This window comes from Rhizobium oryziradicis (assembly GCF_001939045.1).
GTDB classification, from domain to species: Bacteria; Pseudomonadota; Alphaproteobacteria; order Rhizobiales; family Rhizobiaceae; genus Allorhizobium; species Allorhizobium oryziradicis.
Genome location: NZ_MKIM01000022.1, coordinates 47,652 through 70,013 on the forward strand (window position 1 = coordinate 47,652; position 22,362 = coordinate 70,013).

At 54.2% G+C, this 22,362-nt stretch carries 18 protein-coding genes; 2 read left to right on the top strand and 16 right to left on the bottom strand.

Annotation, left to right across the window (positions count from 1 at the left end; all coding sequences use genetic code 11):
* Nucleotides 1-16: 16 nt before the first annotated feature.
* The 5 genes from BJF95_RS04060 to BJF95_RS04080 all read right to left on the bottom strand — a co-directional run bounded on the left by BJF95_RS04060 (nt 17) and on the right by BJF95_RS04080 (nt 6,438).
* Nucleotides 17-1,009 (bottom strand): helix-turn-helix domain-containing protein, encoded by a 993-nt coding sequence (locus BJF95_RS04060; RefSeq protein ID WP_075638188.1) that lies wholly within the window; start codon nt 1,007-1,009, stop codon nt 17-19.
* A 363-nt stretch (nt 1,010-1,372) separates the two neighbouring features.
* Nucleotides 1,373-2,614, bottom strand: coding sequence for a saccharopine dehydrogenase family protein (locus BJF95_RS04065; RefSeq protein ID WP_075638189.1), 1,242 nt, complete (start codon nt 2,612-2,614; stop codon nt 1,373-1,375).
* A 39-nt stretch (nt 2,615-2,653) separates the two neighbouring features.
* Entirely contained in the window at nt 2,654-3,751 is a 1,098-nt protein-coding gene (gene nspC, locus BJF95_RS04070) for a carboxynorspermidine decarboxylase (protein ID WP_075638380.1), read from the bottom strand.
* 325 nt (nt 3,752-4,076) lie between these two features.
* Nucleotides 4,077-5,486 carry a vanillate/3-O-methylgallate O-demethylase gene (ligM, locus tag BJF95_RS04075; protein ID WP_075638190.1) on the bottom strand — a complete coding sequence of 470 codons (1,410 nt, stop codon included), beginning with the start codon at nt 5,484-5,486 and terminating at the stop codon, nt 4,077-4,079.
* A gap of 217 nt (nt 5,487-5,703) precedes the next feature.
* Nucleotides 5,704-6,438 (bottom strand): GntR family transcriptional regulator, encoded by a 735-nt coding sequence (locus BJF95_RS04080; RefSeq protein WP_075638191.1) that lies wholly within the window; start codon nt 6,436-6,438, stop codon nt 5,704-5,706.
* A gap of 472 nt (nt 6,439-6,910) precedes the next feature.
* On the opposite strand from BJF95_RS04080, the gene BJF95_RS04090 reads away from it, so the two are divergent.
* Nucleotides 6,911-7,807, top strand: coding sequence for a methylenetetrahydrofolate reductase (locus BJF95_RS04090; protein WP_075638193.1), 897 nt, complete (start codon nt 6,911-6,913; stop codon nt 7,805-7,807).
* Between the two features lie 4 nt (nt 7,808-7,811).
* Here the strand turns inward: BJF95_RS04090 and BJF95_RS04095 are convergent, their stop codons facing one another.
* The 9 genes from BJF95_RS04095 to BJF95_RS04135 form a co-directional block, all read right to left on the bottom strand.
* Nucleotides 7,812-8,606, bottom strand: coding sequence for an ABC transporter permease (locus BJF95_RS04095; protein ID WP_075638194.1), 795 nt, complete (start codon nt 8,604-8,606; stop codon nt 7,812-7,814).
* Nucleotides 8,603-9,472: an ABC transporter permease gene (locus BJF95_RS04100; RefSeq protein WP_075638195.1), complete on the bottom strand. Its 870-nt coding sequence runs from the start codon at nt 9,470-9,472 to the stop codon at nt 8,603-8,605. The genes BJF95_RS04095 and BJF95_RS04100 overlap by 4 nt, the downstream gene beginning before the upstream one ends.
* Nucleotides 9,473-9,556: 84 nt before the next feature.
* The gene (locus BJF95_RS04105; RefSeq protein ID WP_075638196.1) at nt 9,557-10,735 is read right to left on the bottom strand and encodes an ABC transporter substrate-binding protein; all 1,179 of its coding nucleotides are present in this window, start codon (nt 10,733-10,735) and stop codon (nt 9,557-9,559) included.
* A 38-nt stretch (nt 10,736-10,773) separates the two neighbouring features.
* Nucleotides 10,774-11,835 carry an ABC transporter ATP-binding protein gene (locus tag BJF95_RS04110; RefSeq protein WP_075638197.1) on the bottom strand — a complete coding sequence of 354 codons (1,062 nt, stop codon included), beginning with the start codon at nt 11,833-11,835 and terminating at the stop codon, nt 10,774-10,776.
* Nucleotide 11,836: 1 nt separating this feature from the next.
* Nucleotides 11,837-13,900, bottom strand: a complete 2,064-nt coding sequence (locus BJF95_RS04115; RefSeq protein ID WP_075638198.1) for a hydantoinase/oxoprolinase family protein — start codon at nt 13,898-13,900, stop codon at nt 11,837-11,839.
* Nucleotides 13,897-15,588 (bottom strand): hydantoinase B/oxoprolinase family protein, encoded by a 1,692-nt coding sequence (locus BJF95_RS04120; RefSeq protein WP_075638199.1) that lies wholly within the window; start codon nt 15,586-15,588, stop codon nt 13,897-13,899. The genes BJF95_RS04115 and BJF95_RS04120 overlap by 4 nt, the downstream gene beginning before the upstream one ends.
* Before the next feature lie 143 nt (nt 15,589-15,731).
* The gene (locus BJF95_RS04125; RefSeq protein WP_245297228.1) at nt 15,732-18,371 is read right to left on the bottom strand and encodes a LuxR C-terminal-related transcriptional regulator; all 2,640 of its coding nucleotides are present in this window, start codon (nt 18,369-18,371) and stop codon (nt 15,732-15,734) included.
* 199 nt (nt 18,372-18,570) lie between these two features.
* Complete coding sequence (locus tag BJF95_RS04130) at nt 18,571-19,266, bottom strand: 4'-phosphopantetheinyl transferase family protein (RefSeq protein ID WP_075638201.1); 696 nt, start codon at nt 19,264-19,266, stop codon at nt 18,571-18,573.
* Nucleotides 19,267-19,338: 72 nt separating this feature from the next.
* A complete protein-coding gene (locus tag BJF95_RS04135; RefSeq protein WP_425348671.1) occupies nt 19,339-19,917 on the bottom strand; it encodes a regulatory protein RecX in 579 nt (192 codons plus the stop codon).
* A gap of 169 nt (nt 19,918-20,086) precedes the next feature.
* Here BJF95_RS04135 and BJF95_RS04140 point away from each other — a divergent pair, with 169 nt between their 5' ends.
* The gene (locus BJF95_RS04140; protein ID WP_075638202.1) at nt 20,087-21,115 is read left to right on the top strand and encodes an NADP-dependent oxidoreductase; all 1,029 of its coding nucleotides are present in this window, start codon (nt 20,087-20,089) and stop codon (nt 21,113-21,115) included.
* A gap of 8 nt (nt 21,116-21,123) precedes the next feature.
* On the opposite strand, the gene BJF95_RS04145 is transcribed toward BJF95_RS04140, so the two are convergent.
* Nucleotides 21,124-21,609, bottom strand: coding sequence for a GNAT family N-acetyltransferase (locus BJF95_RS04145; RefSeq protein WP_075638203.1), 486 nt, complete (start codon nt 21,607-21,609; stop codon nt 21,124-21,126).
* A gap of 69 nt (nt 21,610-21,678) precedes the next feature.
* Nucleotides 21,679-22,305 carry a hypothetical protein gene (locus BJF95_RS04150; protein WP_075638382.1) on the bottom strand — a complete coding sequence of 209 codons (627 nt, stop codon included), beginning with the start codon at nt 22,303-22,305 and terminating at the stop codon, nt 21,679-21,681.
* Nucleotides 22,306-22,362: the final 57 nt, after the last annotated feature.

Sequence of the window (22,362 nt, forward strand, 5' to 3'; positions counted from 1 at the left end):
TTGCCGATAGCACAGGTTATGGGGCCGTCTTGCCATTCAACGTTTGTGAGGGAAGCTCATAAAATATCTGCACATAATCTGCAGCGAATCGGCTTTGGTGCCAAAAGCCCCATTCTGATGCGACATCTCCAATCGACACACGGCGATTGTTTTTCCGAGACATCAACAATTCAAACCTGACCTTATTCAAGCGCATCGCCTGCAAAAGCTGATAGCCACTGACACCAAAAGAAGACATGAAGCAATTGTGAAGGTGACGTCGGCTGATACCAAGCTGGCGCGCGATGTCACCAAAACCAAGCGGCTCGCAAAGATTTTGCAAAAAAATCTGTCTTGCAGCATCAGCTATCCGTTTTCGCTCAGTGTCCTTGATATGCGCAACCCGATAAGCATCAGATAACGCGTGCAAAAGCTGCGCCGCCACCAAGTTTTCTATCGCAGCAAAGTTGAACTGCGGCGCTTCTTTTAAATCGTTGCGACAAATGTCGCTCAAAAAGCGCTCAAAAAATGCCGATAAACAGGCCTGCTGTGTGAGCTGCAAGGAAAAGGAATGTGTAAATTGCAGTGCATGCGCAACCTGTGTAAAGCCACGCTCAAGCGCTTGAGCCATAAACCAATTTCGGTCTAAAGCGATAAAAACCACGTCAAGGTGACTTGGCGTGACCATTTCATTCAGCAGCGTGCCGTCTTCAAGCAGGCTAACCTTGTCTTTCAGCTCGGCACCACACATCCAGCCAGAGCCTGCTGCGTGTATTGGCAGACTGAAAATCACAGATCCTGCCCAACTGTTGCCGGTCTTCAAGAGTGTCAGATTGCTGTATTCTCGAAAAATCTGCATGTGAGGACAATCAATTCTGAACAGACGCCCCGTGAAGCGGCCCGCAGATAACTGCACGATCTCCATGTCCCAGCGGTCATAGAAGCGTGCATGCTCGTGAAGATCCGTTGTTTGTCGGTTGATTAACCACCCCTTGTCCTCCCAAGGCAATTCGGAAAAGTCTTCCTCCACTTGCGCGCCCCCTCATGCAACTCGCGTTTCCGCTCTCCCAGGCGTAGTCAGACTGTTGTTTTGAGGAAAGTCAATTGGTAAGTTTTACATACAAGCAGCCCGGCTCGATATGGGACAGACGCCTTTCAAGCTCGAATGATACCAAGAGGTATTGAAAATGACGTTTGATGTTCCTTTTGAAAACATCTCAAGCACCTGATGCATTTGAAATATTTTCAATGCCTTCAAAGCGAGGAAACGTCATCGCCAAAGCTCCATCACCCCATGGAAAAGCCCAGACGCTTGCGCATCCGGGCTATATCAATCTCAAACGCAACGGCGTGCCGCTGCTTTATCAACACTGTTCGAGCGATTTGTGCCAGATCAGGAGAAATCCAGAGCGCGATCGCCGTCCTCGTCTTTGATCCGTGTTGGCAGGCCGATATGGTTGAGAATGTTGAGGAACGGCCGTGGGGGCAGTTCTTCCACATTCGCCATCTTCTTCACATCCCACGCGCCCGTTGCCACCAGCATGGCAGCAGCCACAGGCGGCACGCCTGCGGTGTAAGAAATACCCTGCGAGCCCACTTCGTTATAGGCTTCCTTGTGGTCAGCCACGTTGTAGATGAAAACGGTCTTTTCCTTGCCGTCCTTCAGGCCCTTCACGTAGTCACCAATGCAGGTCTTGCCTTCATAGTCTGGTGCCAGCGACGATGGATCAGGCAAGCAGGCCTTGACCACCTTGAGCGGCACAACTTCAGAGCCATCGGCCAGCTTCACGGGCTGTTCCGACAGAAGACCAATGCTTTTCAGCACGGTGAAAACGTTGATGTAGTGATCGCCAAAGCCCATCCAGAAGCGCACATCGGCACCGTCCATGTTCTTGGCCAGCGAATGCACTTCATCATGGCCGCAGAGATAAGCGCGGCGTGTGCCAACCACCGGCAGGTCATAATCCTTGCCGATTTCGAACATCTTGTTGACCTGCCATTCGCCCTTCTGCCACGAATACACAACGCCGGTGAATTCGCGGAAGTTGATTTCGGGGTCGAAATTGGTGGCGAAATACTTCCCATGGCTGCCAGCGTTGATGTCAACGATGTCAACATCCGTGACCTTATCGAGGTATTCGTCCTTGGCCAGCTTGGCATAGGCGTTGACAACGCCCGGATCGAAGCCAGCGCCGAGAATGGCGGTAATGCCCTTCTCTTCGCATTCTGCGGCCCGCTTCCACTCATAGTTACCATACCATGGCGGGGTTTCGCAGATCTTGTTGGGCTCTTCATGGATGGCTGTGTCGATGTAAGCAACGCCGGTATCCATGCAGGCGCGCAACACGGACATGTTGAGGAAGGCCGTACCAACATTGATGACGATCTGCGACCCGGTCTTTTCAATCAAAGCCTTGGTAGCTTCGATATCAAGAGCGTCCAGCGCGTGTGCTTCCAGCACACCTGGCTGTTTCATCGCCTTCTTTTCATGCACGCTGGCAATGATGGTGTCACACTTGGCCTTGGTGCGCGACGCAATATTGATGTCGCCGAGGACATCATTATTCTGTGCGCATTTATGGGCAACAACCTGGGCGACGCCGCCCGCGCCAATGATGAGAACATTCTTCTTCATAATGCCTGCTGATCTCCTAGAGTTATGTCTGAGCCAACCTCAGGACAGGTTAGCTTCAAAATCGGAATAGTCGAATTCACGAACGGTGCGGATGCTGCCATCCAGTTCCTTGATGGCGATGCTGGGCATTTTCACGCCATTGAACCAGTTTTTCTTCACCATCGTATAGCCCGCAGCATCCTGAACGGAAATGCGATCGCCAATCTTCAACGGCTGAGGAAACTGAAACTCACCAAACACATCGCCTGCCAGGCATGACTTACCACAAATCATATAGGAATGCGGCCCCTCATTCGGCGCAATCTTGGCCTTTTCGCGATAGATCAACAGATCCAGCATATGGGCTTCAATCGAGCTATCGACAATGGCCAGATCCTTGCCATTATAAAGCGTATCCAACACCGTCACTTCCAGCGTCGTGCTCTTGGTGATGGATGCCTCACCCGGCTCCAGATAGACCTGCACGCCATACTCGCCAGAGAATCGTTTCAGCCGCTCGGCAAAACGCTCAAGCGGGTAATTCTCGCCGGTAAAGTGGATACCGCCACCAAGGCTGACCCATTCGGCTCGCTTCAAAAGCGGCCCAAAGCGGCTTTCAATTTCGCCCAGCATTTTATCAAACAGATCAAAATCGCTGTTTTCGCAATTGTTGTGGATCATGAAACCGCTGATGCGGTCCATGACTGGCTCGACTTTGCGCAGATCCCACTCGCCCAAACGGCTGAACGGACGGGCCGGATCGGCAAGATCGAAGCTGGATGAACTAACTTGCGGATTCAGCCGCAAACCACGGGTGATGTTGGATGCCTTATCGGCATAACGCTCCAGCTGGCCAATAGAATTGAAAATGATTTTGTCAGCGTGAGAGACAACCTCGTCAATCTCGTTATCGCCATAGGCCACGCTGTAGGCATGGGTTTCCTTGCCGAATTTTTCACGGCCTAGACGCACTTCATAGAGCGAGGAGGATGTGGTGCCATCCATATACTCGCGCATCAGATCAAAAACCGACCAGGTCGCAAAGCACTTGAGTGCCAACAACGCCTTTGCTCCTGACGTTTCACGCAAAAGCGCAATCTTCTCCATATTCTGGAGCAGCTTGCTTTTATCGATCAGGTAGAAAGGGGTCTGGATCACGTATGCCACGCCTTTTCATTGAGAACACCGGGGCTGCGTGCTTAAGAAATTTAACCTCTCAACGCAAGCCACACCGTTCTTTTCAAACAAAATTGCTACAAGCGTATGATACCTTGCGTGCATCGAAGCTAAAAATAGAGCAATGACGCCCATATACAAGTGGAGCGGAGGCACAAAAAAGCCCCTCGCGCGTTTCCACGCAAGGGGCAAAGCATGCCAAAAACTTAGAGTTTGTCAGGGAAAGGTGGAATCCGGCTTTCCCGAAAAGACAAACGAAAACAAAAGAACCTAGAGTCTGTCAGGTTCAATCTGAACCTGACAGACTCTAGAGCGCGCGCTTGGTGCGCCAGCTTTCAGCGTAGTTCTCGCGCGCTTCGGCGGCATAGGGTGTTGCTGCCACGCGCACGCGAATCTGAGCCTGCTTGTGGGGCTCAACCGAGGTCTTGGCGGAACCACCGTTTGGCTCGCCCCATACCAGCGTCAAGATATCACCTTCCTGCACGTCCACATCCACAACACCAAGCGACAAGATGCAACGTTCATTGAAGCTATAGCCCGTAAACATCGACATCCCCACCTGCTTGCCATCACGCAAAATCAGGTCTGCGCCGGAAGAGGCATAATTGGCGACCGGGAAATCGATCCATTTGTAGTTTTCACCGCCGGGCTCGAAGGCCGACGCGATGACACGCACCACATCCTCTGCGTTCCACTCAAAGGTGACTTTCTTGCGCTTCACATTGTCTTTGATCTTCTCAAGGGCTTCGCGACCCACAAAATCATGATCAAACTTGACGTATACACCATAGCCCAACTCATAAGGATTCACGTAGTAATCCTCGATATTGCTGGAGACGAGGCTGCCACCAATTGAACCGACGGCTTCATACGCATCGGCCGGCAACCAATCGCGATAGGCCTGCAACTCATCTCCGGTGTAAATCCCCGGAAGCGGTGACGGAATCCAGCCTGATTCCAACGTATTAGTCGAATAAGCACGGCTGCCAACCGGGTGAAGATCAACGCCAACATCAACAGCCGCCTGCATGATGGTTTCGCGGATATAATCCTTATCTTCGTATGGACCCCAGATTTCCAGACCCGGCGCACCGGCCATGCCATGGCGCAAAGCCTGCACTTTTTTGTTGCCGACATTGATCCAGTCGACATGGAAGAACTTGATATCCGGCACAGGGCCGCCGTTGATTTTTTCGAAAATCTTCGGCGCATCCGGCCCCTGAATTTGGAAACGATAGTGCACGCGCGTCACCAGCTTGCCTTCCGGGCGCGACGGCGAGCGCGGATCATGGGTCAGCTTGACATTATACTTGCCCAAAGAGCCGTTATATTTCAGCCAATTGGCGGTTGGTGCGCGGCCGACCAGCACAAATTTGTCTTCGCGCTCGCGAAAGATGATCATATCGCCAATCACATTGCCAGCAGGCGTCACCGGCACATAGTGCTTGGCGCGGTTAGTGCCAAAATTGGCAAAGCTGTTGATGGAAAGGCTTTGCAAGAAAGCCTCGGCATCTGGCCCTTCCACGATCAGCTCATCCATATGGTGCGACTGATCGAACAATACCGCAGAATGCCGCCATGCCGCCTGCTCGGAGCGCCAATTGGTGAATTCGGACGCGACAACCGGGTAAACATAAATGCCGGTTTTAGAGTTTCGCAACATATCAACGGCGTTGCCAGCCTTGGCAATGGCGCTGGTGAGGTTAGCCTTGGTCATTGAATTTCCTCCCTGAAAATCCTGAGGGCTGCATCAAAACGAACAGCAATCCGGGTATCTCCTACGCTCAAATACCCACTGCATGTATACATGAAATGCCCATTCACTTGGAATTTGCAAGTCAAAATTTCGAATGCGCTCTCTTTTTAGCGTGAGCAAAATCAAAAAAAGCGGCCAAAGCCGCTTTAAATCTCGAAAAAATGGCGCAATTTAAGCACTAACCCTGAATCAGCGCCAAAGCCTTCACTTGTTCCAAAAGACTTGGATCCTCATTCAAGATGTATTCAAGATTATGCCGTGCAGTGCGCGCATGCTCTCGTGCAATGGCCTCGGCACGCGCGCCTTCTCGAAGCTCAACAGCGCTCACCATGGCTTTGTGCTGCTCCTGCCCCGTCCACAGGGAGCGGCGAAAAACCGTGAGATTCATACGCCCAGGCAAAAAGGCAGACGGTGATGCAAATGGCAGAGCGCTGACGCGCTCAACCTCACGGCGCACAATTTCGCTGCCCGAAAGCGCCGCCATTTGCTGATGAAACAGCTGATTGAGATCAGAATAGGCATCGAAGTCCACCTCATCAAACTGCGACCCAAAACAGGCATCCAGCTGTGCAAGCGTGCGCTTGATGGCGGCCATCGCTTCTGGCCGGGCACCACGCTCTGCCGCAAGACGCGCTGACATCCCTTCAACAACGCCGCGCAGCTCAATCGAGTCCACGACATCACTGACGTGAAAACGCCGCACGATAAAGCCACCATTCGGCAAGCGATCCAGCAACCCCTCTTCTACCAGGCGCGACATGGCTTCGCGCACAGGCGTGCGCGAAATCTGCAAAAGCTCCGCCAGCGGCACCTCGAACAGCCGCATTCCACCCTGCAATTCGCCACTTAAAATCTTCTCCCGCAACTCGATCACGGCCCGACGACCATGCGTTGCGGCTTCCGTTTGTTTCATCAACCATTCTCCAAACAGACAGAGGGTGCACCGAAGACAAAAACTGTTACAGACGCGAATTCAGGAAAACAAGCATACATTTTAGCATCCTCTCACGCCAGAGATGGCGAAAATTCGCACCCTTGGCAATGAATGCGTACACAATAAACATTGGAAGCCGCACCCGCATCCCGCTCTGCACGGATGCGAGATACGACATATTGCAGAGCAACAATTGACGCTTTAAGACGCGCAAACCATGCCAATCCTGCTAGACTTGAGCGATTACCTTCGCCGACACAGCTAGAATCCGCACAAACAACGCGCGACCCAAAACATCGAGTATGCCCTTCAGGTTATTTATGAATACATCTCCGGCGCAATCCTGGTCAAAAATTCTTGAAAACACCGTAAATATGCCAATTTCAAATTTGATCGTTGTCTGCACACTAAAAAATGTATACATTCCTCGTCAAGAGGACGGGAGGATATGATGGAACAGCCAATTTTCTCGCGAAGAGCAGACCCTGAGAGCACTGCTGAAGGGCAGGACAGCCTGATCTCCGGCTGGTCGATTGAGGTGATGCCACGAACCGCTGCCAAGATTGACAGTTTCCGCGACATTTTACCCGCGAATACGCGGATCTACATTGCGCATCTGGATGGCACGCCGCTGGAGGACGTGGTGGCGACAGCCAAGCGGCTGAACAGCGAAGGATTCGCCGTGATGCCGCATATTCCCGCCCGCAGCCTTGAAAGCCGCGAGGTGTTGGAAGATCTGCTCAACCGTTACAGAAGTGAAGCAGATGTGCGTCAGGCCTTGTTGCTGGCGGGTGGCAACACCAAGCCGCGCGGCAGCTTAACCAGCTCCATTGATCTGATTGAAACCGGCCTGTTTGATAAAATGGGGTTTAGCAATTTGCATGTCGCCGGTCACCCGGAGGGCAGCAAGGATATCGACCCTGACAGCTCGACCACCGAGGTGGATAAGGCCCTGCTGTGGAAGTGTGATTTTGCCAATCGGACCGATGCAAAAATGGCGATTACCACCCAGTTTGCCTTCGATGCCACATGCATTATCGACTGGGCAGAGCGTATTGAAGGTCTTGGCGTGAATCTGCCCATTCACGTTGGCATTGCTGGCCCTGCCAAGCTGCAAACATTGATCAAATATGCCATTGCCTGCGGCGTTGGCCCCTCGCTGAAAGTGCTGCAAAAGCGCGCGCTTGATTTTCGAAAATTGCTCACACCCTATGAGCCAACGGAGATTGTCAGCCAGCTTGTGGCTTATAAGGCCAAGACCCCTCACAGCATTATCAACAAGATCCACATGTTTCCGCTGGGCGGTATTGAGCCCGCCAGCCGCTGGGCAGGCCAATATGCCGGTTAACACTCTATGCTGCCCGCTTTTTGCCAGACACCGCGACAATAATCGCCACAAGAAAAACCGACACGATGAATATGCTGCCGGACATGGCATAGATAACCGGTGATGCGCCGCCATTCATTTTGCCAAACAGCACAACAGGGAGCGTATTTTGCCGCCCGGCGAGATAAAATGCGCGGGTAAACTCGTTGAGCGACAGCAGAAATGAAAAGATGAAGGCGCTGATTAAGCCCGGACGGATCAAGGGCAAGGTCACATCGCGAAACTGCCGCCACTTGCTGGCCCCCAGATCTGCCGCCGCCATCAAATAAGCCGGGCGCACCGCAGAAAAGCTGGTCAGAATAACAATGAATGCAAAGGGCATGGCCCATAGCAAATGCCCCGCCACGATTGTGTTGGCCGAAGGCTTGATCCCCATATGGCTGAACACGGTAGACAGGGCCAGACCCTGAATAACGCCGGGCACAAACATCGGCAGAATCACGCTCATGAACCACGTTGCGCGCGTTTTGTGCAGCTCAAAATAGGCAAGCGCCGCCAGTAGAGATAGCCCCGTTGCCAGCGATGCCGTGACGATGGCAACCAGAAGCGATTCCTGCAAGGCCGAAATCAAGGCACGGTCAGCCGGCAAAGCGGCATACCATTTCAACGTCATGTCACCCAGCTGCGGCAAACCCGGCTGAAGTGCCGGATTGAAGGATGCGCCGAGCAGATAGAGCGGCGGGGCATAAATAACGATCAGCCCCAGAACCGTCAGCGACCAGATCAAGACGCGGTTTGCATTTCCCTCCAAACTGCTCATGCTGAACGATCCTCAAAAAGTGACGCAAGACTAAACAGCTTGTTGCCAACCAGCACCAAGCCGAAAATAACCGTCAGCATCACCGCTGAAATCGCAAAGGCCAGCGGATAATTGGCCACACGCATCACATCATTGATCATGATGGTCACCACAGACACGCCAGCCCCGCCGAGCATTTGCACTTCGGTGGATGAGCCCGCAACCATGACAAAAACGAACAGAAACCCGGCAAACAGGCCAGAGCGCGTCAACGGCAAGAGGATGGTGATCAAAATGTGCCAAAAGCCCGCACCAAGATCCTGCGCTGCCGCCAGAAGGGTGCGATCCACCCGCCGCATGGCCAGCAGCAGCGGAAACGTGGCAAATGGCAGATAGGAGGCCACCAGGCCGACAATGACCGCAAAATTGCTGAACAAAAACCAGTCCACCGGGGCATCTGTGATGCCCATGGTTTGCAGCCAGGTGTTGATCACCCCAGTTCGGCCCAAAACCAGCCGCCAGGAAAAGGCGCGGATCAAATAGGAGGTGAAAAAGGGAATGGTCATCAGCGCCAGCAAAATAATGCCGCCCCGGCGTCCCGCCAGAAACTGCACGGCATAGGCCGCTGGATAGGCCAGCAGCAAACATATGCCTGCCGTCAGCAACGCTTTGGCCAGGGTAGAGACAATCACCGTCCAGCGCCCGTCTTTCAGAATTCCAGCATAACCGGCAAGGCTGAAATCAGGCTTGATCCAATAGGTTGACGGGTCCCAAGACCAGAAGCTCCATACCAAAATCACCATCAGCGGCAAAATGCCAAGTAGAGTGATGATCGAAAGTGGCGGCAGCAGAAGCTTTATTCCAGCCCCACGAAATTCGCGCTTCATAGCAATTTCCTTTTGCAGCGCCGATGTTCCCTTTTAAAGGCGTTGCACAGCGGAGAGCCGCGCAACGCTTGAAACAGGTGCCTATCAGGCGTTACGCAGCTTCTGCCACCATTCTTCATAGAGCTGGAAATTATCGGGCCGGGCATTTTGCCAAAAGACTTTGCCGGCAAATTTGGCCTTCACATGGTCGGCAAGAGCGGCAACGGCATCCGGCTTATATTCATCGGGATGGGCTTTGGCATAAGCGAGGTTATTGTCTGTGGGAACCAGATAACCGCGCGCCTGACCCAGTTCGCAGCCATAAAAGCCGCCCAGAAGCCCGTTGACAAATTGGTGGGCAATGTCTGTCACACCGCGCTCACCAGCACCTTTGAGCAGAACAGTGTTGTTGGCCCAGCCTTCATATCCCTCGACCGGCGCGGCATAATCAACCTTCAGCCCGCGCTTGCGACCTTCATAAACAATCGGTTCCCAGCCGGTCATGGCGTCAACTTCTTCGTTGGCCACCAATTGCACACCCTGCTCCCAGCCATTCCAGAAGGTTCTGAACTGGCCATCCTTTTTGTGCTTGATCAGGAATTCCATCACCAGACCAAGCTCGGATTCACTCAGATTGCCTGGATCTTTGATTGGCTTGTTTTCGCTTTCTTTCAGATAGATCGCCGCAAAAATCGCGCTATTGATCCAGGCATCTTCCATGGCCACGCGGCCTTTGAGCTTGGGGTCAAAAATCACGCCATAGCTATCCACCTTGCCCAGCTTGTCGGGGCGGTAAATGATCGAATCGGCATTCACAACCGTTGGAATGCCATATTGCTTGCCATCCTGCTTCAGGTAAGGAATGTCGCGCGCCCATTGCCAAAGGCTATCATAATTGGCGATCTTGCTGACATCCCAAGGAATAATCACCCCCTGGCGGGCCAATTCCTTTTCGGCACCGCCTTGAAAGCCACCAATGTCGAAAAGATCATTGGCATTCCCAGCGGCAAGACGTGCAATAACCGGCCCAAGATCATTGCCATTGTCGGTGAACTCGGGTGAAACACCTGTCTGCTGGGCAAACTCAGCCCACTTGGCAACAATATCCAGCGTGCCCGTTCCCCAAAAAGCAATGGTCTTTGGATCGGCAGCAGATGCACCCTTCAAAAAGCCGAGGCTGCCCGCAGCAGCGGCCAAAGTGCCAACGCCTGCCATTTTCAAAAGTCCGCGCCGCTGAAGATTGCTCCAGCCTGCCGAAGATCCGTTCTGTATGCGTCCTGTCATTATCTTCCCCTTTTTTATAGTACAACTCATTTGCAGCTTTATGCCGCCGTCAGCAAAGCGGCTTTCGGCTTCAATGTCACAACCACATCCTCGCCCACACTCAGCAATGGCCCTCCCGCATCCAGCGCCATCACCAAAGTTTGCCCGTCAGCAAAGGCCAGTTTCACATCCCGATAGAGGCCTCGAAACATGGTCTCCACAACTTTCAGCCGCAGCTGATCGCCATCCGTGTTATTTTCGCCTAACACCACTCTGTCAGATCGAATTACCACAAGGCTTGTTGCGGGATCATGACGCGCCCCTTGCACAACGGGCACATGCTGACCACAAATAACGGCAACCACACCATTGCCGACCTCTTCCAACCGCTCCGGCTTCAACTGATTTTCCATGCCGACAAACCGCGCCACAAACGCATTGGCAGGCGATTGAAAAAACTGCTCCGGCCGGTCCAATTGTTCGATTTTGCCTTTGTGCATAATCGCCATACGGTCAGACAGGCTTAAAGCTTCATCCTGATTATGGGTGACGAGAACAAAGGTCGCGCCGGTGCGCTTGTGCAAGCGGCCAAACTCATCCCGCATCTGCTGGCGCAGGCGTTCATCCAGCCCGGTGAGCGGCTCATCCAACAGAAGAATGCCGGGCTCCATCACCAGCGCCCGGGCCAAGGCGACCCTCTGCCGCTGACCGCCCGACAATAAATTCACGTTGCGCTCCTCAAACCCGCTTAATTCCACCAGTTCGAGAATATTCTCGACCTTCCTGGCGCGCTCCCCACCCGACAGGCCGCGCAATCTTAAGCCGTATTCGATATTTTGCGCAACCGTCATATGAGGAAACAGCCCCAAGGACTGGAAGACTGTATTAACGGGACGTTTATTGGCCGGAACGTCCACCACATCGCGCCCGTCAAACAGGATTTCACCGGCACTTGGACGCTCAAAGCCGCCAATCATTTTCAAAAGCGTGCTTTTACCGCTGCCCGACGAGCCAAGGAGGGTGAAAAACTCTCCGGCCTTGATGTCAAGCGAGAGTGTGTCCACGGCCCGAACAGGCCCATAAGCGCGCGTGACATTGTTGATCCCGATTGATATGGCCATGTCAGATTGCCAGAGCCTCCTGCTCGCGAATAACAAGTATGCCTGTGTCCGTCATGGTCACGGTCTGCCCGGAAAGAACCAATGTTGTCGCGGTTGTTTCTTCAATCAACAAAGGCCCAGCCATGATTTCATTGATCGGCAAGCTCAATCGATCATACACAGAACACGGCCGCCATCCACCTTGATGGCCAAAATAAACAGATCTCTCACCAGTTCTCGCGGTGGCCGCGCTCAAACCTTCCACTTTTATTTTGGAAAGAGAAATTGTTTTGCCCTTCAGCACGGCCTCAACATGCAGGGTGGTCAATTCGATTTCAGCGTCAGCCAAGCGGAAGGAATAGGCCCGCTCGTGCACCTCGTGAAAATTCTGGCGGAAATCATCAATGGTAAAGCCATCGGCAAAATTTGCGAAAACCCCATGTTCCTGGCCTTTATAGCGCGCTTCGATCTGGTAATTGAAGCGAATATCGGCGTTTGAACCTGCCGCGAAATAGGCAATGGCCTCTTCTTCCATCTGCGCAAAGCGGTCCTTGGCTTTCAAAAGCGCATCACCCTGCAATTGTGCAAACCATGTTTCCCGAAAATCGGCGCGAGGCTCTGCCGCCAACATGCCCCAGGCCGAAAAAATTCCAGGATGGGGAGGAACAATCGTTGATTTGGCCTGAAGCTCGCGGCCCAGATTGCTGGCCATGGCGGGGCCTGCGCCACCGCTGATCAGCAGGGACACATCACGCGGATCATGACCGCGCTGCACCGTCACCAGCTTCAATGCATTGATCATTGTGGCGTGCGCTATATCAACAATGGCCTGTGCTGCATCTTCAATGGACAGGTTCAAAGGCTTGGCGATCGTTGCAATTGCGGCGGCGGCCTTATCCTTGTGCAGCACCATCGTGCCGCCCGCAAAGGTTGCGGGGTCGAAAATGCCAAGCGTGAGCAAAGCATCCGACAATGTCGGCTTGTCGCCGCCGCGACCATAACAGGCAGGCCCCGGATTGGACCCTGCACTTTCCGGCCCCACCCGCAATGCGCCGCGCTCATCCAGCCAGGCAATGGAGCCGCCGCCTGCGCCAATTTCGACAATATCGACCACCGGCACCTGCACGGCATAGCCGGGTTCGATCCGCGTATGTTCCAGCTTGTATTCCGCATTCAATGTGGGTCTGTTGCCGTGGATGAGCGAACACTTGGCCGTGGTGCCGCCGACATCGAGAGAAAGAATTTCACTTTCCCCCAACTCCGCACCAATTCGGGCAGCGCCCGCAACACCACCAGCGGGTCCGGATTCAACCATGGTCAGCGGGCTTTGCGTCACATGATCAAAGGATGAAATGCCACCATTCGACTGCATGGCATAATAGGGGCAGGTCAGATTGCGCTGGGTCAGCGATGCTTCCAACCGCTCGAAATAGTGCTGGATAATGGGTTGCACATAGGCATTCAGAACGGTGGTATTGGTCCGCTCATATTCGCGCCATTGACGGGACACCTGATGGCTGGCGCAGATGGTGGCAAATGGCAGCGCATCGGCCAGGATATCGGCGCAAGTGGCCTCATGCTCCGGGTTGGCATAGCTGTGCAGGAACAGAATGGCGACTGCATCGACATCTTCTGCCTCAAGGGCGCGAATGATCGGGCGCAGATCACACAATTCCAGCGGCTGCACCACACGCCCGGATGCATCCACCCGCTCACGCACCTCAAAACGCAAATGGCGCGGCACAAACGGCTCGGGGCTGTGAAATTGAAGGTTATAGAGATCCGGGCGATTGCCGCGACCAATCTCCAGCACATCACGAAAACCGGCTGTGGTGATCAGCGCCGTTTTTGCACCCTTGCGCTCGGTGATGGCATTGATAACGGTGGTGCCGCCATGGGCAAAGAACGTGACGTCGCGCACCCGCAACCCGTCCTTCTTTTCGCTCATGTCGATGGCAGAGAGAACACCCTCGGACTGATCATCAACTGTGGTCAGGCTTTTGGCCGTGAACACCTCTCCGGTGCGCTCGTCATAGCCCACGAGGTCTGTAAATGTACCGCCGACATCGGTCGCCAAACGAATCATTGCGCATTCCTCCCTTGAAAACCGTAGAGCGCGCAAGCGATGTCCTCGCTCACAAAGCCGTTTTTAATGTCATCTGCAACCATGGATGGCTCGCGCTCGAAAGGATCGCCCCAGCCACCGCCACCGCCGGTGATGATCCGCACCACATCACCTTCGCTGAGCGGGATATGCGCAGAGCGCCCGTGATGGTGGGTTGTGCCATCAAGCGCCTCAATCTGAAGGCCATTGGCCGAACCATTCTGCCCGCCCTGCATGCCCCAAGGCATGGTTTTGGTGCGACCAAAGCTGCAATAGGCCGAGGTTTTGCCAGACAATATCTGATATTCACGCACGATGCCGTAGCCACCACGGCGGCGGCCGGCACCGGCACCGCCTTCTGTGTTGAAGCCATAGCGCTTGACGAGCAGCGGAAAGCGCGCCTCCATCACTTCCACCGAATAATTGTAGGTGTCACCATCGGTGAGCGCGATCAGCGCGTTGGCACCATCGCGATCGCGACTGGCACCCCAACCGCCATGTTGCGGCTCGATATGAATAAATGGCGTACCGCTCTGGTCTTCACCGGCAATGTAGACGACGCAAAGGCTGGAATAGGAGCCCGCTGAAAAACGCTCCGGCACCAAGGGCGCAAGCGCTTTCCACACCAGTTCAGAGGCATGCACCGAACCTTCGTAATACCAACCGGTTGGTGCTGGCTTTTCGGCCGTAAACACCGTTCCCGCAGGCGCAACAACGGTCAGCGGGCGAAACCAGCCCTCGTTGGAGGGGGTTTGCGGCCCAACCAGTGCTTTCAAAATGGTCCGAACAGCGGATTCCAATGCACCACGGGCGCAATTGATCGGCCCGGCAACTGAAGGCGGACATCCGGTAAAATCGGCCGTGATGGCGTCTCCGGCAATGGTCACGGCAACCTGCACGGAAATCGGCGCTTCTGACACCCCATCGCCGTCAATTGTGTCGGTGGCGTGGTAGGTACCATCCGGCAAAGCCGCAATGGCAGCGCGGCTCATGCGTTCGCTAACGTTCAAAAGATGCTCGAAACTGGCAGAGACGTTGGAAAAACCGTATTTCTGCGCCATTTCGCCGACGCGGCGGGCCGCCACCCGCACGGTGGCAATTTGCGCTGTCAAATCGCCCATTGCCACATCCGGCATACGCACATTTTCCAGAATGACGTGCAGAATGTCATCGGCCAACACATCATTGCGCACGATCTTCACGCCCGGCAGCCGCAATCCCTCTTGAAACACCGAGGTTGCATTGGGGGCGAGACTGCCCGGCACAGAACCGCCCACATCAATGTAGTGAGCAACGTTGATGGCATAGGCCAAAATTTGCCCTTGCACAAAAATCGGTTTGACAATGGCAAAGTCACAGGCGTGGGTGCCGCCTGCGTAAGGGTCGTTGGTCAAAAGCACATCGCCATCGGAAAGATCACCAGCAAAACGAGCAATCAGAGATTTCACCTGACGGCCAAATGTGCCGGTAAACAGGGTGATGCCATTCATCTGGGCCACAAGTTCGCCCTCGGCCGTCAGAAGGCCACAAGCAAAATCGAGAACCTCATAAATGACCGGGCTCATGCTGGTGCGGGCCATGACGATGCCCATCTCGTCGACGATTGCGATCAGCTTTCCCTCGATGATTTCCTGTGTCACCGGGTCAAAATGGCATCCACCCATTTGCATGATATTCTCATCCCAATTCAATCATTGGGAGTAGAGTACCTTCAAACCAACCGCGCACAAGCCTGCCATATGGGTAGGCTCACACACCCCACCCTACCCATATGGGTAGCTATAAGCATGACCGAGCAACTACATCCTCTGGTTTATGCCAGAATACCAAGGCTACGCGCGGCTGTCACGGCGGCGGTGCGTGTGGTGACGTGAAGCTTGGTGAAAATATTCCGGAGGTGAAATTTGATGGTATTGTCGCTCAACGACAATTTCCGGCCAATTTCCTTGTTGCTGAACCCTTCACTCAAGAGCTGCATCACCGCCAGCTCGCGTTCGGTCAAGGCATCCAGCGCGTTGGCCGAAGCCGGCTGCGGTGCAACATCTGGCAGAGCCTGCCCCATCTCAGAACAGCTCAGCATGGCTTGAAGACGAGATCGCAGCACGGGCGAAAACCCGCTTGAGTTGGCACAATCCAGCAACAGCCTGATCAGGGGTCCCCCTTCAATCAAAACGAGTGAACGATAATCCTCCAGCGGGAAATTCAGCAAAAGATCCGCCAGACGAACACCGAGCAAAGACATATTGCCTTCAGCGGCCAGCAAGAGAATATCGATCAAGGCTAGCTCAATCGCCCTGACCACATGAGGCTTTCTGCCCTGCTGCGCCAAAAGCCACTCGAAGGTCTCTCTCGCCAGCCCGACATCACCGGATGCAAGATAGATCCTTGTCCAGAGCAAAGCCGGTGTTGTTCCGCGCAAATGCGTGGCAAGGTCATTGTCAACCGCAGACCGGATTGTCACCTTGCCAAACCCATTGGCCTCCGCATAGCGAATGGCCTGATCAACATCTCCGCCTTGCACTAAGAGCAAGGCACGCTCCCCATCGATCAAACGCATCAGCCGGCTAAAGCCCCGGCGTTTGGCCACGGGCCGGGCGCGGTCCATCAGCCCATGGCTGGCCATCGCACTTCCAGTCAGTCTCGACAGAATCTGCTGGCCAATAAAGCCCGCAGCCAGCACATCAAACCACGCATCGTGGCGCTCCAGATGCGGCAATGCCCAGCTTAAAATATCGTTGGCACCCACAAAATCGCCGCGCATCACCAATAATTCGGCCTTCAGCACTTGCCCCAGAGCATCCAGGTCACTGCCTTTGCCAATATTGGTTTGCACCTCATCAATAATAGTATCGTAATATTCCAGCGCGCTGGCACAATCGCCCCCCAGATAGGCGGCCTGTCCAATGTGCGCGTAGAGGTGAACGGCACCAAAATCAGCCCCGGCATCTCGAAAAACACGAATGGCAACATGGCCATAATGCAGCGCGCGATCAAGCTCACTGCGCTGCAAATAATTGTAGCACAGCATATTCAAGCCCAAAGCACGATAGACCAATTCGCTATTGGCAGCATTGGCCAGATCGCTCTCAAGCCCGGCCAAATCCTCGGATGACACTTGCTCGTCAAAATAAAGCGCCATCAGTGCCCGCACGACCCGCAAGTCACATAGATAACGTGGCAAGGATGCGCTGGCTGCGCACTCGGCAATCTCCATATAGTGATTGGCGGCATCAAGCTGCCCCGCCTTTGCACTCACCACCGCCAAACCAAGGGTGGTCAAGGGAAAGCGCGCCAAATCAATCAGCGCAACATTGCTCAAAATCGCGTTGAACAGATTGGTCTCGCCGCGGCTGCTGACATACACACGCCGCCAACCGCCAGACATTTCAACGATATCGGCGGCAAGATTGGCATTGCCACTCATCAAGGCATGGCGCACTGCCGCATCCAGATCGCCATGGGTCTGAAACCAGTGCGCCGCTTTTTCCAACAGGGGCGATGTCAGCACACCGCGCCTTGATGCCTCATCCTTTAGAAAAGCGTTAAAGACCGGGTGATAGCGCACCCAGCCAAACTCTCCGCCTAAAATCGCAATCGGCAGGGCATATTCATTCAAACGGCCAATGAGATTGGCAAAATCGGAACTTTGAAACACAGTCTCCAGCAGGCTTCGGCACACGGCGGGAAAGGGCGAGGTCTTGATCAGAAAATCCTGAATATCCGCAGGCAGATTGCTAAAAACCTGCTCTGACAGATAGGTTCCCATCTCGGCACTGCTACCGCCAAAGGACGATAGCAGCGCGTTACTGTCTTTGTTTTCGGCAATCAACAACCGCACCATTTGCAGCGCCACCACCCAGCCTTCTGTGCGCTTGTTTAACTCAGCCAACTGCTCTCGGGTCAGGTCTGCGGATTGCCCGGCAAACAATTCGGCGGTTTCACAGTCGGAAAAACCGAGATCGGCAATGTTGATCTGCTTCAACTCGCCCCGCAAGCGCAGTGCCGAGACGGGAAAGCGCGGAGGCGTGCGCGAAATCAGCACCAGCTTTACGTGGTCCAGCGTGCGATCGACCACAAGGCGGGCGACAATGGCCTCCGTCTCATCGGTTTGGGCAAAATGATAATCATCCAGAAAAAGAACGACGGGTGAGGATGCTTTTCGCAGCCGCGTGGCCAGCATGGCCAGAAGAGATGCCGCCGCCATGCCACCATCGGCGCTCGGTGCATCCTCCGACAAGGTTGAGCTGACGGCATCCAGCAACAGGCGCAAAAACACGACGGCATCACCATGTTCCTGATCAAGCGCCAACCAGGCGACACGAAAACCCTCATCCCGCAACGACGCAAACCATTGCGACGCAAGCGAGGTTTTGCCATAGCCTGCGGGCGCGATAACAGTTGTGACACGCTTCACACCCGCACTCTGCAACTGCGCCAAAATTGCATGGCGCATCACGGCATGCTGCGTACTCACAGGTGGTAAAAATCGGGTCTCGATGGTCATGGCGGGAAAGTGCGCTGTCGTTTTGACTTTAGCAAGCTAGAACCCTGTTTCATTAAGATTTTTGAGAGAAAATAGCACCAATTTATCTCAATAAAAACGGAAACCCCTAGTATAGCAGGGGCAAATATTGGCATCAAACCCTCTACAATCATCCGATGACTGGAAGACTGATTCCCGTATGCACCAAACAGGAGCCGACGCGAAAATGGCCGGTCAATTTTACAGAGCGGCAAAACTCTTGCGTCAAATCTGTCATCAACTCAGCTTGAAAGATACCTGCGGCGTGATCCACAATCTCTATGCGGGCATCCTCAAACCAGAACATCTTGCCGACCAAGGCATGTAAACATTTAAACAGGCTTTCCTTGGCCGAAAATATCATGGTGGTATAAACCTGCTCGGTCATCGACCCTTGCGGCCCATACGCCTCATCTGGACGGCAGATGCGCGCCTTGACATTCTCCATCACCTTTTGCGTCATGATTTCTTCGCTATCAATACCCAGACCGCGCATAATTTTTTCATCCGCAAGCGCTGCCGCCGCAAAGCCGTGGGTATGGGTGATCGATCCAACCAGTCCCTCTGGCCAGACCGGCGCACCGCTGGCACCTGTGGCAATGCTGACCCCAGCCTGCCCCGTTTGCGCCTCAATGGCGCGCATGGCGCACAAACGTCCGGCCACATATTCTGCCTTGCGCTTGGCAACGGCTCTCCCCATGGTTTCCGGCAGCGTAATTCCCAGCTCTTGCGCCAACTCCGATGTGTAACCTTCGATTTGAAAGCGAACCGCCCGATGCGCAACACTTTCATCGAACAGGCTTGGCGCATCCAATTCTTGATACATAGTGATCTATAACTTTCATGAACATCAAAGCCGACACGGACATTCCGGCATTTGCCTTCTTTTGCCTGCAGATCACAGCGGAGGCAAGAGAAGATCCTCGGCCTCTTGCTGGTCCATTTCCACTACGCGCTGCGCCAGCGCAAAGCCAAAACCATTGCGTGCCAACGAAGACAGCTCGCGCGTTAACTGGCGTTGATCGGCCTCTTTGCGGCGAAACGGGCCGTAACCGCGTTTGCGTGCAAAGCGCACCGCCGCAAGCACATCGTCGACCTCTTCCAATGCCGCTGTGACCAGCTCTTTCTCAATGCCTTTTCGGGCAAGGGTCTGCGCAATCGCCCGCCGCGACTTGCCATTGCGGGCTGCCGATTGTGATTTAACGTCGGCATAGGCCTGATCATCAATTGCGCCCATGGTCTGGCCAAAGCGCACGGCTTCATTGGCCAGGATTTCAACCACTTCAGGCGCGATATCCTCATATTTTTGCCGAGCCTTGCGGCTCACCGCCTGCATCAACTCCTGACGGCTCATCATGCGCCGCGCCAACCTGTAGGCTGCGGAATTGCGTGCCCAGGCCAGCATACGGGGTGTTGGTTGGGTACGCTCGCCGTTTTCGGACATGTTCGGGGTGCCCATTGCGTCATCAATCATCATAAAACAGCTCAGACCTGCCACATCTTTTGGCCTCACGTAGCCAACCGCGCACCGGAGGTCAATGAAGCATAGCAAAAGGTGATCTACGAGATAATTTGCCTTTTTGATCGAAACTTTCGCCGAATGCCCCATATAGAGGTCACAATTGCAACGAGAAAAAGGATGCCCCATGACTGATATTCAAAACCGGAAGGTTCTTCTGGCCTCACGTCCTGTTGGCAAACCAACTGTCAATGACTTCAAAATCACCACAGACACAGTTGAAGTGCCCGATGATGGCGAGGTACTGCTTGAAATCCTCTATCTCTCGCTTGATCCTTACATGCGCGGGCGCATGAGTGATGCGAAATCCTATGCCAAGCCCATCGAGATCGGCAGCGTGATGGAGGGCGGCACGGTTGCGCGCGTCAAGACCTCCAAACACCCGAAGTTCAAGGAGGGCGATATCGTGCTCTCTCATTCCGGCTGGCAAAGCTATGCCATCGCCAAAGGCGACACTGTGCGCAAACTGGATCCCTCTGTTGCTCCGATCAGCACGGCCCTCGGCGTCTTGGGCATGACCGGCTTTACCGCTTACGCTGGTCTTTTGACCCTCGGCAAACCCAAGCCGGGAGAAACCGTGGTGGTGGCAGCAGCCAGCGGCGCGGTCGGCTCCGTGGTGGGCCAGATTGCGCGGATCAAGGGGGCGCGTGCCGTGGGCATTGCCGGCGGGGCGGAGAAATGCGCCTTTGTGAAAAAGGAATTGGGGTTTGACGCCGTTGTCGATCATCACTCCGCCAATTTTGCAGCGGAGCTGGCAGAGGCCTGCCCGCAAGGCATTGATGTTTATTTTGAAAATGTTGGCGGCAAAGTTTGGGATGCCGTTTTTCCCCTGCTCAACACCTTTGCCCGTGTGCCGGTCTGCGGCCTGATTGCGCAATATAATCAAAAGCCCGGCGAATTGGCTGGCCCCGACCGCTTCCCGGCCACCATGCGCGATATTCTCACCAAAAGCCTGACCATTCGCGGCTTTATCCAGAATGAATTTGTGGCCCAGTTCCCGGAATTTTATCAGCAGGCGGCAGGCTGGATCAAGGACGGCGCGTTGCGCTACCGCGAGGATGTTGTTGATGGGTTGGACGCCGCGCCAGAGGCCTTCATGGGCCTGCTGGAGGGCAAAAACTTTGGCAAACTGCTGGTGAAAGTCAAAGACGCATGATCATCTGATTACCCCTCTTCGGCGGCAAAGCGTTTCAGCGCGTCGCCGGAGAGGCGATATTTGATCCACTCGGTTTGTGGCTCGCCGCCGATCTGGTTGTAAACCCGAATGGCTGGCTCGTTCCAGTCCAGAACACTCCATTCAAATCGGCCGCAACCCTTTTCCACAGCAAGCTTTGCGAGAAAACGCATCAGCATTTTTCCACCACCGCCACCGCGATGGGCCGGGTCCACATAGAGATCTTCAAGGTATAGCCCATTACGAGCAAGCCATGTGGAGTAAGAGTAAAACCACACGGCAAAGCCAATCGCCTCACCGTCTTTTTCCAAAATCGCCGCATCTGTTACCGAGCCAGGCCCAAACAGGGTGGCGTGAAGGCTGTCCAGAGTGGCCAACACCTCATGCTCGGCTTTTTCAAAAATCGCCAGATCGGTAATAAAGCGCAAGATCACAGGAACATCCTGCTCGTTTGCGGGGCGAATGGAAAATGTCATACGATTCCTCCAAAAAGAAAAGCAGGCCATTTCTGACCTGCTTTTTTAAAAATGACTGAGCAATCCGTCTTATTGGAACGGCTGCCACCACGATTTATTCGAGTTAGACACTTTCGCTTCTTTTTCGCGGCGCTTTTCTTTTTTCAGCTCAGGCTCGCCCAAATCATTGATCTTTGCTTCGTCAATGGCGCGATAGGATGCCGGTGGATCAGACAACAGACGACGCTGGTCGATATAGGCCCCTTTTTGCTCGGCGCGCGCCTTGCGGAACGCTTCCCACTTCTGCGTCTCGGTCATGGTGCCGTTGGTGCCATAACCGTTCAGCAACGGAGAACGATAACCGGGGGTGTTTTTGTTTTCATCTGCCTCGGCCACCAGACGTGCACGAACATCTTCAGGCGATTCAACCCACTCCGGATTGTCCTTGGAAGCCAGCGACTGCTGCGGCTGAACCAGATCTGCAGTCGCGCCCTTCGGCGGCAAAACCAGATCAGGACGCGGATTGTAACTGGTGCCCGCGTTTTTCGGCTTGCTTGCGCCCAGGGAAACAGCAGAACCCACATCGTCTCCCAGCTGCTCAAGAGCCGTCTTGTCTGTGCCGTAAGTTGGGCTGCTCATGCAGCCACTCAAGGCTGAGCAAGCGGCAAACACGCCCAAAACAGTGGCGCCAACGCGAAACATACCTGCCTTAACCATAAACACCTTCCAGCCCTTGGGACCGCCTCCAACAATTCTTTCAGGCGGGAACATTCC